The 15,470-nt window shown below is 63.9% G+C and carries 17 protein-coding genes; 2 read left to right on the top strand and 15 right to left on the bottom strand.

Going from position 1 to position 15,470, the window contains the following annotated elements; translation table 11 throughout:
• Positions 1-57: 57 nt before the first annotated feature.
• The gene (locus tag ACVWZA_RS14700) at positions 58-1,311 is read left to right on the top strand and encodes a glycosyltransferase family 39 protein (RefSeq protein ID WP_457311998.1); all 1,254 of its coding nucleotides are present in this window, start codon (positions 58-60) and stop codon (positions 1,309-1,311) included.
• Positions 1,312-1,314: 3 nt separating this feature from the next.
• Here the strand turns inward: ACVWZA_RS14700 and ACVWZA_RS14695 are convergent, their stop codons facing one another.
• The 7 genes from ACVWZA_RS14695 to uvrC all read right to left on the bottom strand — a co-directional run bounded on the left by ACVWZA_RS14695 (position 1,315) and on the right by uvrC (position 11,039).
• Positions 1,315-2,415, bottom strand: coding sequence for a glycosyltransferase family 2 protein (locus ACVWZA_RS14695; protein ID WP_457311997.1), 1,101 nt, complete (start codon positions 2,413-2,415; stop codon positions 1,315-1,317).
• Positions 2,412-3,458, bottom strand: a complete 1,047-nt coding sequence (leuB, locus tag ACVWZA_RS14690) for a 3-isopropylmalate dehydrogenase (protein ID WP_457311996.1) — start codon at positions 3,456-3,458, stop codon at positions 2,412-2,414. Before leuB ends, ACVWZA_RS14695 begins: the two co-directional genes overlap by 4 nt.
• Before the next feature lie 45 nt (positions 3,459-3,503).
• Entirely contained in the window at positions 3,504-4,130 is a 627-nt protein-coding gene (gene recO / locus ACVWZA_RS14685) for a DNA repair protein RecO (RefSeq protein ID WP_457311995.1), read from the bottom strand.
• Positions 4,131-4,330: 200 nt separating this feature from the next.
• On the bottom strand, positions 4,331-5,245 hold the full coding sequence (locus tag ACVWZA_RS14680) for a GNAT family N-acetyltransferase (protein WP_457311994.1): 915 nt from the start codon (positions 5,243-5,245) through the stop codon (positions 4,331-4,333).
• Positions 5,242-6,198 carry a polysaccharide deacetylase gene (locus ACVWZA_RS14675; RefSeq protein ID WP_457311993.1) on the bottom strand — a complete coding sequence of 319 codons (957 nt, stop codon included), beginning with the start codon at positions 6,196-6,198 and terminating at the stop codon, positions 5,242-5,244. The genes ACVWZA_RS14680 and ACVWZA_RS14675 overlap by 4 nt, the downstream gene beginning before the upstream one ends.
• Positions 6,199-6,253: 55 nt before the next feature.
• Positions 6,254-9,049, bottom strand: a complete 2,796-nt coding sequence (locus ACVWZA_RS14670; protein ID WP_457311992.1) for a DUF3857 domain-containing protein — start codon at positions 9,047-9,049, stop codon at positions 6,254-6,256.
• Positions 9,050-9,119: 70 nt separating this feature from the next.
• Positions 9,120-11,039: an excinuclease ABC subunit UvrC gene (gene uvrC / locus ACVWZA_RS14665; protein ID WP_457311991.1), complete on the bottom strand. Its 1,920-nt coding sequence runs from the start codon at positions 11,037-11,039 to the stop codon at positions 9,120-9,122.
• 68 nt (positions 11,040-11,107) lie between these two features.
• Here uvrC and ACVWZA_RS14660 point away from each other — a divergent pair, with 68 nt between their 5' ends.
• Positions 11,108-11,827 carry an SDR family oxidoreductase gene (locus ACVWZA_RS14660; protein WP_457311990.1) on the top strand — a complete coding sequence of 240 codons (720 nt, stop codon included), beginning with the start codon at positions 11,108-11,110 and terminating at the stop codon, positions 11,825-11,827.
• A 33-nt stretch (positions 11,828-11,860) separates the two neighbouring features.
• On the opposite strand, the gene ACVWZA_RS14655 is transcribed toward ACVWZA_RS14660, so the two are convergent.
• The 8 genes from ACVWZA_RS14655 to ACVWZA_RS14620 form a co-directional block, all read right to left on the bottom strand.
• On the bottom strand, positions 11,861-12,193 hold the full coding sequence (locus ACVWZA_RS14655) for a hypothetical protein (protein ID WP_457311989.1): 333 nt from the start codon (positions 12,191-12,193) through the stop codon (positions 11,861-11,863).
• 118 nt (positions 12,194-12,311) lie between these two features.
• Complete coding sequence (locus ACVWZA_RS14650) at positions 12,312-12,866, bottom strand: F0F1 ATP synthase subunit B family protein (protein WP_457311988.1); 555 nt, start codon at positions 12,864-12,866, stop codon at positions 12,312-12,314.
• Positions 12,859-13,353 carry a F0F1 ATP synthase subunit B family protein gene (locus tag ACVWZA_RS14645; RefSeq protein ID WP_457311987.1) on the bottom strand — a complete coding sequence of 165 codons (495 nt, stop codon included), beginning with the start codon at positions 13,351-13,353 and terminating at the stop codon, positions 12,859-12,861. Before ACVWZA_RS14645 ends, ACVWZA_RS14650 begins: the two co-directional genes overlap by 8 nt.
• Before the next feature lie 13 nt (positions 13,354-13,366).
• Entirely contained in the window at positions 13,367-13,582 is a 216-nt protein-coding gene (locus tag ACVWZA_RS14640; protein ID WP_299913126.1) for a F0F1 ATP synthase subunit C, read from the bottom strand.
• A 62-nt stretch (positions 13,583-13,644) separates the two neighbouring features.
• Positions 13,645-14,427, bottom strand: a complete 783-nt coding sequence (locus ACVWZA_RS14635) for a F0F1 ATP synthase subunit A (RefSeq protein WP_457311986.1) — start codon at positions 14,425-14,427, stop codon at positions 13,645-13,647.
• A gap of 25 nt (positions 14,428-14,452) precedes the next feature.
• Positions 14,453-14,740 carry an AtpZ/AtpI family protein gene (locus ACVWZA_RS14630; RefSeq protein ID WP_457311985.1) on the bottom strand — a complete coding sequence of 96 codons (288 nt, stop codon included), beginning with the start codon at positions 14,738-14,740 and terminating at the stop codon, positions 14,453-14,455.
• Positions 14,741-14,930: 190 nt separating this feature from the next.
• Complete coding sequence (locus ACVWZA_RS14625) at positions 14,931-15,311, bottom strand: YdbL family protein (RefSeq protein WP_457311984.1); 381 nt, start codon at positions 15,309-15,311, stop codon at positions 14,931-14,933.
• Positions 15,311-15,469 (bottom strand): YnbE family lipoprotein, encoded by a 159-nt coding sequence (locus ACVWZA_RS14620; protein WP_457311983.1) that lies wholly within the window; start codon positions 15,467-15,469, stop codon positions 15,311-15,313. The genes ACVWZA_RS14625 and ACVWZA_RS14620 overlap by 1 nt, the downstream gene beginning before the upstream one ends.
• Position 15,470 lies beyond the last annotated feature (1 nt).

The raw sequence follows: 15,470 nt of genomic DNA, 5'->3' as shown, positions 1-15,470 counted from the left end.
GCCCACCGCGCCATCCCTCGCTTGAAAGCGGGTCGAGAAGAAGGGATAGCGACGTGGATGCAGGATAGTGCCACCCCACCCCGCCCGACCCTGATCGCGAGCGGCATCGGTGCGGCGGCGCAATTTCTCTTCACGCTCAACCTGACGCGCCCGAGCAGTCTGGTGTTCGACGAGGTCCATTACGTCCCCGCCGCGCGCGTGCTGATCACGCTGAGCCATTCGGCCAACACCGAACATCCGCTGCTCGGCAAGATGCTGATCGCTTTGGGCATGACGCTGTGCGGCGACAATGCGCTGGGCTGGCGGATCATGTCGACGATCGCCGCGACGACGGTAGTGATCGGCGTGTTTGCGATCCTGTGGATGCTGTTCCACCGCACGCGCACGGCGGTGTTCGGCGCGCTGTTCGTGTGTCTCAACTTCACCGTCTTCATCCAGGCGCGAATCGCGATGCTCGACGGGTTCATGGCGGCGTTCGTCGTGCTGGCGATCGTCGCGCTGCTCCGCGCGATGCGCAGCCCGCCGCGCAAGGTGATGCGCCGTTGGGCGCTGGGCAGCGTGTTGCTGGGCCTTGCGGTCGCGACCAAATGGACCGCCGCACCGTTCGTCGCCTATGCCGCGATCGGATTCCTGCTGGTGCGTCGGCGCGATGCCATGGCCTGGCCCGGATTGCGCGCGATCCCCGCGCTGCTGATCCTCGGCACGATCAGTATCGCTACCTATTTCCTGACCTTTGCACCAGCCTTCTTCTATGCCGATCAGCCACTCACGCTCGACCGGCTGATCCCGTTCCAGCTCTATATGTACGGGCAGCAGACTCAGGTCCTGCCGCCGCATCCCTATCAGTCGAGCTGGTGGACCTGGCCGCTGATGATTCGGCCGATCTGGTATCTCTACGAAATGACCGACGGCGCGGTACGCGGCATCTTGCTGCTCGGCAATCCGGCGATCCTGTGGGGCGGCCTGATCGCGGTCGCGGCGTGCCTGCGCATCGCCATGCGCGAACGCTCGATCAAGTTCCTGGCCATCGCCGCGCTCTGGATCGGTTCATATGCGATCTGGGCGATCATCCCCAAGTCGCTTGGGTTCTTCTATTATTACTACCTGCCGAGCATTTTCCTGTGCGTCGCGCTGGCCGCCTGGATCGATCATCGGCGCGGCAAGTGGCGACATTGGGGGCTTCAGTGGGATTGGGCATATCTCGCGTCGGTCGCCGGCCTGTTCGTGGTCTTCTACCCGATCATTTCCGCCGTCGCGCTGCCCAACGACCAGGCGTTCCGGCACTGGATGTGGTTTTCGACCTGGCCATGAGGCTCAGTAGCGGCCCCAGGTGAAGCGCGATGACAATGCGTAATTCCACACCGCGCTGACCATGATCCCGGCCAGCGCCGAAAAGGCCCAGGTGTCCGCCCGCGCATCATACAGGAATGCGGCGACGCCGACATTGGCGACCGCGCCGACCGAGCAGACCACGCAGAAGCTCACCCAGCCGTCGAACAATTCTTTCGCGCCCTTGAGCCGGCTGTCGCGATAGGTCAGCGCGTTGTTGAGGAAGAAATTGAACGTCATCGCGGCGACCGTCGCGATGATCGTCGCGCCGATAAAGCTCATGCCCAATTCCTTGAACAGCAGCCCCAGGAACAGGAAATGCACGCCCGCGCCGAGCGCCCCGATCCCCGAGAACATGGCGAAACGGACCGGAATGACGCGCCCGAACATGCGATCATAGATCGCGATAAGATATTCCATCGCCACGACGTGATCGAGCTTGCTTTCGCCTTCGGTGCGGACCCGGAAGGTATAGGGTAGTTCAAGGAATTTAAGCGCCTTGGGACTGCCGGTCATCAGGTCGAGCAGGATCTTGAAGCCGATCGCGTTGAGATGCGGCGCCAGTTCTCGGACGATCTGCGTGCGGATCATGAAGAAACCGCTCATCGGATCGCTCAGATCGGCCTTCAAGACCCGGCGTGAAAGCTTTGTCGCGAAAGCCGATTTCGCCACCCGATCGCGGTCCCAATCGCCGGTGCCGCCGCCGTCGACGAACCGCGAGCCGATCACCAGGTCGAGCGACTCATCGCCCTGAAGCGCGTCGAGCATCTTGGGCAGGATCGTCTCATCATGCTGCAGATCGCCATCGATCACCGCGACGACCGGCGCGGCGGTCGCGCAGATACCCTCGATACAGGCCGATGACAGGCCACGCCGGTCGAGTCGCTGGATCACCCGCACGCGCCGGTCGAGCCGCGCGATCTCACGCGCGGCCGAGGCCGTGCCATCGGGGCTGTTGTCGTCGACGAAGATCGCTTCCCAATTCCGACCTTGCAGCGCGGCATCGAGCTTCGCGATAAGCATCGGCACATTGCCGACCTCATTGAAGGTCGGAATGACGATGGCGAGTTCGAGCAATTCTTTCATAGTTCGGCCAGCACCGCATCGCCCATCGCGCGGGTCGAGAGCGTGCCGCCGAGGTCATGGGTGCGCGCGCCGCCGATCAGCGCCGCCGAAACCGCCGCCTCGATTCTCTGCGCCGCCGCCTCGTGGTTCAGCGAATGCCGCAGCAACATCGCAGCGGAAAGGATTGTCGCGCATGGATTGGCCTTGCCCTGCCCGGCAATGTCCGGTGCGGAGCCATGGATCGGCTCGTACAATCCGGTATCGCCGCTCCATGCCCGCAATGAGGCGGATGGCAACATACCGATAGATCCCGCGCACATGCTCGCCTGGTCCGACAGAATGTCGCCGAACAGGTTACCAGTCACGATCACGTCGAACTGGCCGGGATTGCGCACCAGCTGCATCGCCGCGTTATCGACATACATATGGGTCAGCGTCACTTCGGGATAACCAACCGCGAGCTCGTTGACGACATCGCGCCACAATTGCGAGGTTTCCAGCACATTGGCCTTGTCGACCGAGCATAGAATGCGCTTGCGCCGTTTCGCCATCTCGAAACCGACGATCGCGATCCGCCGAACCTCGTCCTCGGCATAGGACATCCGGTCAAAACCCTCGCGTCGGCCGTCGCTGGTGAGATGCCGGCCCTTTTCGCCGAAATAGACGTCGCCCGTCAGCTCGCGCACGATCACCATGTCGATCGCGGCCGCAACCTCCCGGCGAAGCGCGGATGCGTCCTCAAGCCCGGGGAACAGCTTGGCAGGGCGCAGGTTGGCGAACAGTCCCAATTGCTTGCGCAGACCGAGGATCGCCTGTTCCGGGCGCAGCGACCGCTCCAGCGCATCACACGATGGGTCACCCACCGCGCCGAACAGGATCGCGTCGGCGCGCTTTGCCAGAGCGAGCGTTGCGGGTGGCAGCGGATGGCCGGTCGCGTGATAGGCCACGCCGCCGATCGGCGCTTCCTCGAAGCTCAGGTCGAGCGCCAGCGCGTCGAGCACGCGGCGCGCTTCGGTGATGACTTCGGGACCGATCCCGTCGCCGGGCAGCAGGGCAATGAGCATTGGTTCTTCCTGGTTAGCGTCGCGGCAATGCCCGCCCCACAACGCTCACGCAACCGCCCTTTTCAGCCGCTCGACCAGTCGTGCGCGCGCTGCGAGCGTCTCGGCGCGGCGATCGGTGAGTATATCCGCCTCCAATGCCCTGCCGGTGATATGCAGCGCGGCCAGGATACCGACCCAGTTCGCCTCGCCGCCGGTACGCAGCACGTCGGGCAAATCATCCAGTTCCAGCCCGTAACCGAGCTCGGCCAGCAACAGCAGTTCGTAGCGCGCCAACGCCAAAGCCCAACCGCGTGCCGCGGGTGCCGCCTCGATCGCGCCGATCACGCCATCGAGCGCGGCATGCAGGCGTGGATAGGGCTGCGCTTCGGGCAGCGCGGTCGCGGTCAGCGCGGTGACCCATTCGAGCGCGGCGGCGGGGAGTGGTTCGGCATAGAGTGGCGCGCGGCTGTGGATCAGTTCGACCGTCAGCCCGGCAAGCTGATCGTCGGTGCGCGCACGCCATTCACCCAGCACGAGATTGGCCGGCTGCAGGATCGGGCGAATTCGCCGCGACTTGCCGCCGCGCACATAACCGGGCTGCAAACCATGATCGGCGGTCAGCGCGCGCACGATCGCGCCATGTTCGCCGTGATGGCGAACAGCAAGGATCAGGGCTTCGGCGCGCAGGTGCATGGGAGGGGTGTAGCGATGCGAGCGGCGCTATTCACCCCATTGTCGACGATCTGTTCGACCGGCCATAATGCTCGGACCACTTAATCGCGGCGATGGACCGCAAGGAGATATGTCACACCCTAATGTGTCATAACTTCGATCCACACAAATTGGTATTTATCTTTTAGATTCAATATCTTAGCTCATCTTCTGCGAGCTAGTTACGCCCGCCGGATTTTCTTGGCCAACTCGCCCAGGCCCAGTTTTCGCGTTGCCCTCTTGCCCAATGCCGTCGCCCGATCGAACGTCCCGAGCGCCATCGTCGTCAGCCGGTTCGCCAGCGACGCGCGCAACAACAGCAAGTCGAGACACGCCACGCCGCCAGTGGCGAACTGGCGCTTGTGCTGCCCCTCGCCCTCGGTGAAGTCGAAATGCTTCAACCCATTTTCGGCATAGAGATCGCGCATCGCCTCCATGTGCAGCACGCTGCCGGGCGACAGGTCGTTGAACACCGGATCGTGCCCGACATATTCATAACGCACCGTGCCCGAGGCGATCGGACAATAGAGATAAGCGGCCGGCTCGCCCGCGACATAGAGCAACCAGCCACGCACCGAATCCGCCGCCGCCAGCGAATACATCCGGGCCAGGAATGCGGCATCGTCGGGCAGGCCCGAGCCAAGCAATTTTTCCTGATAGGTGCGGATCGAGACCCGCCGCGCAATTTCATGGAACGCGGTCATTCCATCGGGAGTGCGGAAACGCCGCACGTCGAGCGTCCCATCGGACAGCGTCGCGATCTTCTTCGCCTTGCGTTTCATGCCGCTACGCGCATTCGACGACATCGTGCCCAGCCAGCCGTCATAGCCGATCGTCAGGTCGGCATAATAGCGCGTGTAGCGTTGCCGCACGAACGCGATCATGCCGCTGCCGGCCTGGATCATCGCACTCTGACGCTCTTCGGGCAGCGACGTGATCTGATAGCCGTCCGCATCGCCATCGAGCGGCGGCAGAGCGGGCAAATGCCCATCGAGCACATCGTCGAGACTCATCGGCACGCGGACGAGTTTACGCTGGATCGAAACCAGCGTGCGCGCGCCGATCTGGAAACGCAACGGCAGCGGCACGGCGGTCATGCCGCGCGTTCCTCGACCATGTTGGACCAGAGCTGCTCCGCACGCCGCCAGCTGGTGCGCAGCGAATTGGGGCCGAGCGGCGCATCGACCCGATCGAGCGCGAAATCGGGCCGGTCGCCGAAATGCATCGTCGGCAAGTTCGCACGGCGTTCGGCAAGCATCCCGCATAGCGCGTCGAAGCGGCGAACATGCACGCCGTTCGGCCGTGTGCCCGACCGATTGGCGAGTTCGAAGCTATGGCTGACGATGGTCACCGCGGCGTGTCTTTCGGCAACCGCATGATCGAGCGCGGCGGCCATCTCTCCGGCCGACAATGCGCAGATCTGAAAGTTGCGCAACGCGCCCGGGCGATCCTCGATCAAGGTCACCGGCACCTCGATCAACCCTTCGCGTTTCACCGGCGCGATCTGTCGCACGGGCAGCCCGATCGCGCTCGGCCAAGGATGTTCGGCGCCATTATGGCTGCTGTCATAAGCGAAGCCGAGGCTGGCCAGTGCGCGCAACGTGTCGTCATTGGCGCTGTAGCTGCCGGCGCGAAACGCGATCGGCCTGGGCGCGCCCGCCGCGATCAGCAATTCGGCCGCGCCGGAGATCAGGTCGCGCTGCTGATCCTGCGGAAAGTCGATCAGTTCGAAACGGCCATGCGTCTTGCCGCCATCGCCCGCCGCCGCGCCGGTCCAGTTGGGATGGAGGTGAAGCTGTACCTCCTGCCCCGCCTCGACCACCGCGCCGACGATGCGCTTCATCGGTTCGAGGCCGAACAGCAATGCCGGCAGCGGATCGACGAAGAAACACGCCTTGAGCTGGTGCCGGGCAAGCACATCGAGCTGATAGGCCAGGCCGACCCCGGCCGGCTCGAGCGAGCGTTCGAAGATCGTCTCGACATCCAGCGACGCGGCGTGGTGGCGCCAGGCGAGTTCGGTATCGACGGTCAGGAAGACAGGCGTTGTCATGCGACCGATTGCTAACGCGACGTGGTGAAGATTCTCCCAACGGCAGCCCGGTCGATCAGGGTTTCACCCCATAGCGGGCATAATCCTCATCGATCCTGGGGCTCATGGTTCGCGCCGCCGCGAGATCGGCATCGCCAAGAGCAGCCTGCCCCATCCGCTTGCGGATCACGCCGCGAACGTAGAGCGATGCGGGCAGGTCGGGCGAAATATCGAGCGCCGCGGCGATATCGCCGAGCGCATCCTCCATCCGTCCCATCTGGAAATAAACCAGCGCGCGGCTGTCGAATGCGGCCATCGGCGATTCGCCCAGTTCGATCGCTTTGGTGCAATCTTTCAATGCCGTATCCAGCGCGATCTTGCCGATCGCCTTGGCCCAGCAACGTGAATTGAGCAGGCCGGGATTGCCGGGCTTTTCGGCGACGGCGATGTCGAGCGCGGCGACCGCTTCCGGCCCCCGGCCCGCGCGCGACAGCACATTGCTCTTCAAATCGAGCCAGCCAGTCTTGTCCTTGCCGCCCGCCGCGATACGTTCATCAAGCAGCGCAAGCGCTTCGGTCATCTTGCCCGTCCGACCCTTGAGCGACGTCAACGCGGCGACCGCCTGATAAGAACTCGGATCGAGACCGTAAGCGGTTTCAGCATCAGCCAGCGCCTTTGAATCATCCCCCAGAGTCGACAGAAAGGTCGCCCGCTTCAGGTAGCTGTCGAGATCGGGTTCGAGCGCGATGACCCGGTCGAGATCGACAATCGCGCCGCGCCAATCATAGGTGCCAGCGAGAAAACTGGCGCGATTGACGTAGCCGAGCTTATCCTTGGGATCGACGGCGATCGCCCTGGCATAGGCCGCCTCGATCGGCTTGAGCCAACCCGAGGCGCGCGCGGTGGCAACGACCTCGCGCCGCGAGGGATAGTTATCGGGCGCCATGACTCGCAACAATCGGGTCTGGGCCAGCGCCAACCGCGCGCGCACCGCAGGGATATCAGCAGGGGAGATCTCCGCGCCGACCGTGTCCATTCGCTCATCGACCGTCGCGATACCGTCCGCCAGCGCGGCAGTGCGGCGCAGCCGGACCCCGGCCAGAGTCTCCGGCAGACTGGTATCGCCGTCGAGTGTGAAACCGGTGATGCCCTTGGGCAGCTTGATCTTGGTCGTATAGGCGAGACTGCCATTCGGAGCGGTCGCGACGGGAACATCGCGCCATGCCGGGCGTGTACGATCGGGCTGGAAGTTCAGCTGCGACGCTGTCCGGTCGAGCGTTCTGCTGAAACGCTTCTGTTCATAAGCCCAGCCGCTCTGCGTGATCATGGTGGCGGTAACGACAGTCGTTCCCGCCCGTGCGTCCTGTATCAACGACTCGCTGACCGGGAGACCTTCGCCGACCATGGTGCGGGCAAAGCCATAAAGCAGGTCGCGGCGTTCCTTCGCACCCAATTGGGCGGATGCCGTGGCGATTTGCGAGGCCATCTGCCCGCGCAGCGTGATCCGGGCGGTGTACAGGGCCGGCAGGCCGAGGCCGGCGGTCTGATCGACATCGAGCGCAACTGCAACGTCAGGACGGCTGGCCGGCACGCGCGGGATCGCGAGCAAATCCGCGCCCGCATCGCGCAGCGGCAGCACCCAGCCGAACGGGAGGCTGTCGTCGAGATCGGCAAGGCGCGCGCCCTGCGCCGTGCCATCCAGCCACAGGCTCTTTTCGCCGATCGTCGCATGGACCAGCACATGATCGAACGCTCCGGGAAGCGGCAACCGCTTCGGCACCGCATCACCGATCTGGCTGTTGGCCGTCACCGCCTCCGCTTCGATACCGAGACCATGGAGCAGGGCGAGGAGCAGCAGGGTTTTCGCCTTGCAGTCGCCATAACGCAGCGACCAAGTCTGAACGGGCGTTTGCGGCGTGTAATTGCCACCGTCCATGCCGCGAAACAGATAGCGGACCTGACCCTGGACCAGTTCCAGCGCCGCGGCGGCCCGCTTGCGCGGGTCGGTATCGGCCTTGGCGATCCGATCGACCTCGGCAGCGAGCGGGCTGCCCGGCGCTATCAGCCCGTCAGTATGGTAAAGCGGCGCCATGACCTTCGACACTGCCGCCCAATCGGCGAAACTGCTCGCTTCGAGGATCGGCATCACGCGCGTCCGGATCGGCGCATCATCCGGCCAGTCGGCGGGTTTGGCCAGCGGCAGAGGAAGGTCGATTTCCTGATAGCCACCCACTTGCTTCGGCTTGACGTCCAGGCCGGGCATATAGGTTCGATAGTTCAGGCTAGTGCCCGATTTCCACAACAGCCGCGCCCGCGCGAAGCCGACCCGGGTAGGCTCGGCGACCAACGGCATCACGGTTTGCATACCGCCCTTCAGCACCTTGTCGCTCCGCGTCACCGAATAGGCCACGCGCAGCACGTCACCGACCCGCAGTCCCTCCGCCGCCATCGTCGCGGTGAGCATGCCGTTCATCTGCAGCGCCTCGAGCTCCGCCTCGCGGCGCAGGACGGTGAAACGGCTTTCCTGCTTGAGCAGGTCGATCCGTTCGTCGCCACGGACGATCGTCACGCGGTGCACGATGAGGTCGCCATCACCGGGTTGCCATTGCAGCTGGATCGTGCCCGCCTGAGTCAGCACATCGGGCGACGCGATGCGCGTCGCGGTTTCCATATAGGCCCAGACCTGTCCGTCCTGCAGCAGTTGCTGCTGATCGAACACAAGGAACGCCGGTGCCTCTTCTCCGGCCGCCAGAGCGGCGGGCGGTGGGGCGGGTTTCACCCAATCGGGCGCGGGCGCATAGATCGGCTTGTCGCTCGCCTGAGCGGCACTGGCAACCGCGACCAGCGCCGTGAAGATAATCGACCGAAACATGATATTGACCCCCGGTAGAAGCCGAGAACATTAGCGTTCGGCTGGTCGCTCGCAAGCGGCGATTGATCCGTTATCGCCCGTGATAAAAGTCATAGACCTGTTGCGCGACCGCCGATGACACACCGGGCGCCTGTTGCAAGTCCTGCAGGCTTGCGTTGCGTACCGCGCGGCCGGTGCCGAAATGCATCAGCAGCGCCTTTTTGCGCGCCGGGCCGATGCCCGGAACCTCGTCGAGCGGCGACGCGCCGATCGCCTTGGCGCGCTTGGCGCGGTGTGCGCCAATGGCGAAGCGATGCGCCTCGTCGCGCAGCCGTTGCAGATAGAACAGCACCGGCGCGTTGATCGGCAGTTGGAACTCGCGCCCGTCGAGCATGTGGAACACTTCGCGCCCGGCATGGCGGTCCGGCCCCTTGGATACTCCGACCAGACAGACATCCTCGATGCCCAATTCCTCCATCACACCCTTGACCGCGTTGAGCTGTCCGCGCCCGCCATCGATCAGCACCAGATCGGGCCAGTCGCCCGCGTCACGGTCCGGATCCTCGGCCTGCGCACGCGCGAAACGACGGCCGAATACTTCACGCATCATCGCGAAATCGTCGCCCGGTTCGGTGTCCGGGTTCTTGATGTTGAACTTGCGATACTGGCCCTTGCGGAAACCTTCGGGTCCCGCGACGACCATCGCGCCGAGCGCGTTTGTGCCCTGAATATGGCTGTTGTCGTAGATCTCGATCCGGTCGGGCGGTTCGCCGAGGTCGAACAGGTCGGCGACTTCACGCAACAGCTTGGCCTGGGTCGTGCTCTCCGCCAGCCGCCGGTCGAGCGCTTCCTCGGCATTGCGCTTGGCCTGGTCGAGCAAGCGGCGGCGCGTGCCCCGCTGCGGCATCGACAGCGTCACTTTGAACCCAGCCCCCCCGCCGAGCGCCTCGCCGAGCAATGCGGCTTCCTCCAATTCACGATCGACAAAGATAGTACGCGGCGGCGGTACCTCTTCATAGAATTGCACCAGGAAACTGGTCAGCACTTCATCCTCGGGCACATCATTGGTGTGCGCCGGGAAGAAGCTGCGATGACCCCAATTCTGCCCGCCGCGGATGAAGAAGGCCTGGATGCCCATGACGCCATTCTTGCACGCGAGCGCGAAGATATCGGCATCGCCCAGCCCCTCTGCGTTGATCGCCTGAGTGCCCTGGATGAAGGTCAGCGCGCGCAACCGATCGCGCAGGATCGCGGCGAGTTCGAAATCCATCGCTTCCGCGGCAGCCTGCATCTGGCCGCCGAGTTTGGTCTGCACCTGAGTCGATTTACCGGCGAGGAACGCCTTTGCGTCGCCGACCAGCTCGGCATAGCCATCCGCGTCGATCCGGCCGACGCACGGCGCCGAGCAGCGCCTGATCTGGTAGAGCAGACACGGCCGGTCGCGGTTGCGGAAGAAACTGTCGGTGCAGGAGCGCAGCAGGAACAGCTTTTGCAGCGCGTTGAGCGTGTTGTTGACCGATCCCGCGCTGGCGAAGGGCCCGTAATAATTGCCCTTGGCGCGTCGCGCCCCGCGATGCTTCTGGATACGCGGAAAATCATGGTCGGCGCGAAGAAGGATGAAGGGGAAGCTTTTGTCGTCGCGCAGCAGCACGTTGTAGGCGGGGCGATAGCGCTTGATCAGCTGCGCCTCGAGCAGCAGTGCCTCGGCCTCGTTATTGGTCGTGACAATGGTCATCGAACGAGTCTGCGCGACCATCCGTTGCAAGCGCTTGGGCAGCCGATCGACCTGAGTGTAATTGGTCACCCGGTTCTTCAGCGCGCGCGCCTTGCCGACATAGAGCACATCGCCGCGCGCATCCTGCATCCGGTAGACGCCAGGCCGCGCCGGCAGCGTCGCCAGCACGTTACGGATCGCCGCGACGCCCGCCTCCAGGTCGGGCGCATCGCTGCCCCTGACGGTGTAGGTCGATTTCTCTTCGTTGAACCGGTCGGGGGCGTTGGGCGCTGACATCTTCGTCTCATTTAGGACTCCGGCGCCAAAGCAACAACGGCTATAACCAAGCCTGAGGGGAAGATGCGATGCGGCTTGCGGGAAAGACGGTCCTGGTCACGGGCGGGACGGACGGTATCGGGCTGGCGCTGGCCCGCCAGCTCAAAGCGGCGGAGTCGATCGTTATCGTGGTGGGACGCAGCCCCGAACGGCTCGCCGCCGCTATCGCGGAGCGTTTCGAAGCGATCGAGGCTGACCTGTCGTCAGAGGCTGGCTGCACCGCCTTGCTGGCAAAACTCGCCGACCGCACGGTCGATATCCTGATCAACAATGCCGGCACGGGCGCGGCATTCGACGTCACCGCACCGATCGACATGGCGGAAGTGGATCGATCGATCTTCCTCAATCTCAACGCGCCGATCCGCCTGATCGCCGGGATGCTCGATCCGCTGCGCAGCCGGCCCGAGGCGATGATCGTCAACGTCACCTCCGGTCTGGCGATCGCACCGAGCGCCAAGGCGCCGGTCTATTGCGCGACCAAGGCGGGGTTGAGAAGCTTCACCATGGCGCTGCGCGAACAGCTGTCCGACACCAGGGTGCGCGTGCTGGAAGTGCTGCCGCCAGTGGTCGAGACGCGAATGACCGCGAATAATTCGCACAAGAAGATGCCCGCCCGCGAATGCGCGCGGCAGATCGTCTCGGCGATGGAGAAGGACAGGGATCAGGCCAATGTCGGCATGACCGCATTGCTTTATGCGGCCTATAATATCTCACCGGCGATCGCGCGGCGGGTAATGCTCCGCTACTGACGCCGCAGGCGACGCCAGTAGCGGAGGAATTAGTTACTTGATCGCCGCCAGGTCGGTCGCGACCTTGGTCAGGATTTCGGGCGTGATCACGCCATTCGACATCGGCGCGACCTGGTTGAGCGACATACCCTTGAAGCTGTCATACATCGGGTGCGTCGTGGTGCCGGGCAGATCGGCCTCGATCACGGCCTTGCCGGCGGCATCGGCGACGATCGTCTCGATCGGCGTGTCGAGCGTGAACTTGCCCGCAGCAGCGGGTGCTACGGCGGCAGGAGCCGCAGGAGCGGCTTCGACCGGCGCGGTCTGGGCAGCGGCAGGGACGGCAACGGCAAGCGCGAGGGCGGCGCCAATAACGACAGACTTCATGGGAGAGCCTCTTTCACAAGATACGGCGCGAATCGCCGCTGACCCGGCTTTAGCCGGATTAGTGGCGATTCGAAATGCAATGTGAAAAGCACGCCCGCCGACACGGGCGAGATCGGCTTTAGTTGAGCCGGCCAAGCCCTGCGATCGTGCGATCGACCAAAGTCTTGTCCGCCTCCGCGCCGTGGCGCTGGGCGATGATCGTTGCCGCGGCCTTGGCGGCGGCATCAGCGGCCTTGGCGCGGACTTCGCCGATCGCGGCGCGCTCGGCGGCGGCGATCTTGTCCTCGGCCATCTTGCCGCGACGCGCGACCAATTCCTGCGCATCGCTTTCGGCCTTGGCGAGCAGCAGCTTCGCCTCAGCTCCGGCGTGCGCGACGATCGCGGCGGCATCGCCGGCGCTGGCCGCGTTACGCGCCTTGGCTTCGGCGAGCTGCGCCTCAGCTTCGGCACGAAGCCGGGCGGCCTCGTCGAGATCGGCACGGATCGCCGCGATCTTCGCGTCGAGCATGCCGCCGATCAGCGCCGGGACTTTTTTCCACAGCATGATCGCGATGACGACGAGCATCGACAGCGCGACGAAACCCGGCGCGGTGACGCCGAATGCCGCCGGCTCGTGGTGCAGTTCGACCACGCCGGTGTGCGCGACGGTCTCTACTGGATGCGCCTCAGCCATGAGCCAGTTCCGCCTTTACCTGCTTTTCGATCGATGCCCGGTCGACCGCGACGCCCGAAAGCTTCGCGACGATGTCCTGCACCGCGTCGATGGTCGATGTCTCGATCTCGGCCATCGCCTGTTGCCGGGCGCCGTCGATCCGCGTCGTCGCGGCCGAAATGCGATCGCCGATATCGGCATCGCCGGCCTTGATCTTCATCTCGGACGCCGCTGTCGCCTTCGCTTTCGCGTCGGTTACCGCCTTGAACGCCTGGCTCCGGGCCGAGTCCAGACCAGTCTGGTACTCGGTTTCCGAAGCCTGGGCGGTCGCGCGCGCCGCCTCCGCCGCGGCGATGTCACCCGAGATGCGCGCGGTACGATCGTCGATCGTCCGCTCGATCTTGGGCACCATCGCCTTGCCGATCCCGAAATAGATCAGGGCGAATACGATCGCGAGCCAGAATAGCTGCGACGCGTAGATCTCTCCGATCTGGGATAACTGCGGCATCTCGAGGTCGTCCTTACTTCTTGACGACGAAGAGGATGAGGATCGCGACGACGAATGCGATCAGGCCGAGCAGCTCCGAAGCCGCGAAGCCGATGAACAGGCGACCCTGCTGACCGTCTGCCGCACCAGGATTGCGCAGCGCGCCTTCGAGGAACGAACCGAACACGTTGCCCACGCCGAGCGCGGCGAGGCCAACGCCGATCGCCGCAAGGCCGGCACCAATGTACATTGCACCAAGATCAGTCATTTCAAAGCTCCTTAGGAATATTCAACTAGTGGAAATCGTGGGATTTAGTGCAGATGCACCGCATCGTGGAGGTAAAGCGAGGTAAGCAGTGCGAACACATAGGCCTGGATCGCACAGACCAGCAGCTCAAGTGCGCTGACGCCGACGATCATCACGAAGCTGAGCACGCTGACGACCGGGCCCATTGCGCCACCGGCGTTGAGACCCTGGACGACGAAGCTGCCGAACACTTCGAGCAGGATATGGCCGGCGGTCATCGCGACGAACAGTCGCAGGCCAAGGCTGAACGGGCGCACCAGGAACGACAGCAGCTCGACCGGCGGGATCAGCCACATCAACCACAGCGGCGTGCCGTGCGGCACGAACAGCGAGAAGAATTTCAGGCCGTGTTTCCACAAACCGACCACCAGCACGATGCCGAACGACAGGAACGCGAGCACCGCGGTCACTGTGATATGGCTGGTCACCGCGAAGGTATGCAGGCCCGGCAGGATCGCCAGCGGCAGCACGCCGACCAGGTTGGCGAACAGAATGAAGAAGAACAGCGAGAAGATATAAGGTGCGAACTTCTTGCCGCCCGAGCCGATGCTGGTGTTCACCATATTATCGATGAAGCTCACCGCGCCTTCGGCGGCGACTTGCCAGCGACCGGGAATCAGCTGACGCTTCAGTCCGCCCGACATGAAGACGGCGAGCAGCACGAACACGACGACCATGAACAGCGCCGAGTTGGTGAACGAGACGTCGTACCCGAACATATCGATATGCCGGCCAAGCACGGGCTCGACCATGAACTGTTCCATCGGATCGATTTTGCCGGCGCTCACAATTTTATCCCGTTCATTGGCCCACTCACTCCGGGCGCTCCTTCGAAATACGGAAAATGTTACGGAACGCGACCACCACGGCGAGCGCGATCAGGATCAGCATCAGCCAAGGCTTGGTTCCAAGCCAATGGTCGAGCGCATATCCGATCACGCCACCACCGAGCGGCGCGCCGATCAGTTCGGCCAGCACGCGCGATCCTTGCGAATAGCCCTTGGCCGGTTTGCCATCGGTGTTGCCGGCACGCGCCTCTTCCGCCGCACGCGCCCTGGCGATGCGGAGATCGAGATCATCGGTCTGGCGGTCGTCGGCCAACGCGGAAAGCACCCTGATAAGAAAACGCCGCCGGGCTTGCGCACGGCGACGAGGATCTGGGAGCGAGGCCCCCGTTGCGGCGTCCGTTTAGAAAAGGGGCACCCTTGAGTCAACTATCCTCCCGGCCGATCGACCGGGAGGGCCAGACTATCGTGGACGCGCAATCAAGGACAGCGCGGATCGCGCCCTTTTAAGGGCAGCGCGCGTCGCGGTCGGGCGCCGCGGCGGTCCGTGTCTTCCAACTGCCGTCGGGCGCCATGTATTTCTCGCCCGGCTTGGTCTGCGCGATCAGGTTGCAGCCAAAGGTAAGACCCTGGTCGATCACCGTCACGTTCGCGGCGGCGGCCTTTTGCGTATAGGTCGCCTTGCGCTGAATGTTGATGTTGCTGACCATCGCGAGCAGTGTTGCGCTGCCCGCACCGATCACACCGAGATACCCATCGGGCTGTTCGCCGACCTGCCCGGCATCGCGTGCGGCCTGATAGGCCGGGTCGCGCTGCGCCAGTGCCATGGTCGACATACCAGCGAGCACCAGGCCCGCCGCGATCATCACTTTACCCATAATCTTCATCAGAAAATTCCCGGTTGAGCCTGGATCGTCGTTTTCGCCTCGGCATCGAGACGATATACGACTTCCTGCTTCACGTTGATATTGAGATTGATCACGATCGGCTTGTCGGGCGCGCTGACATTCACGCATCCGCTTACCAGTCCTGCCAATCCCGCCATC

It is taken from the genome of Sphingomonas sp. UYAg733 (assembly GCF_054057355.1).
The sequence above is the reverse complement of the archived record's forward strand: the minus strand, read 5'-3'. Positions and strand labels throughout refer to the sequence as shown.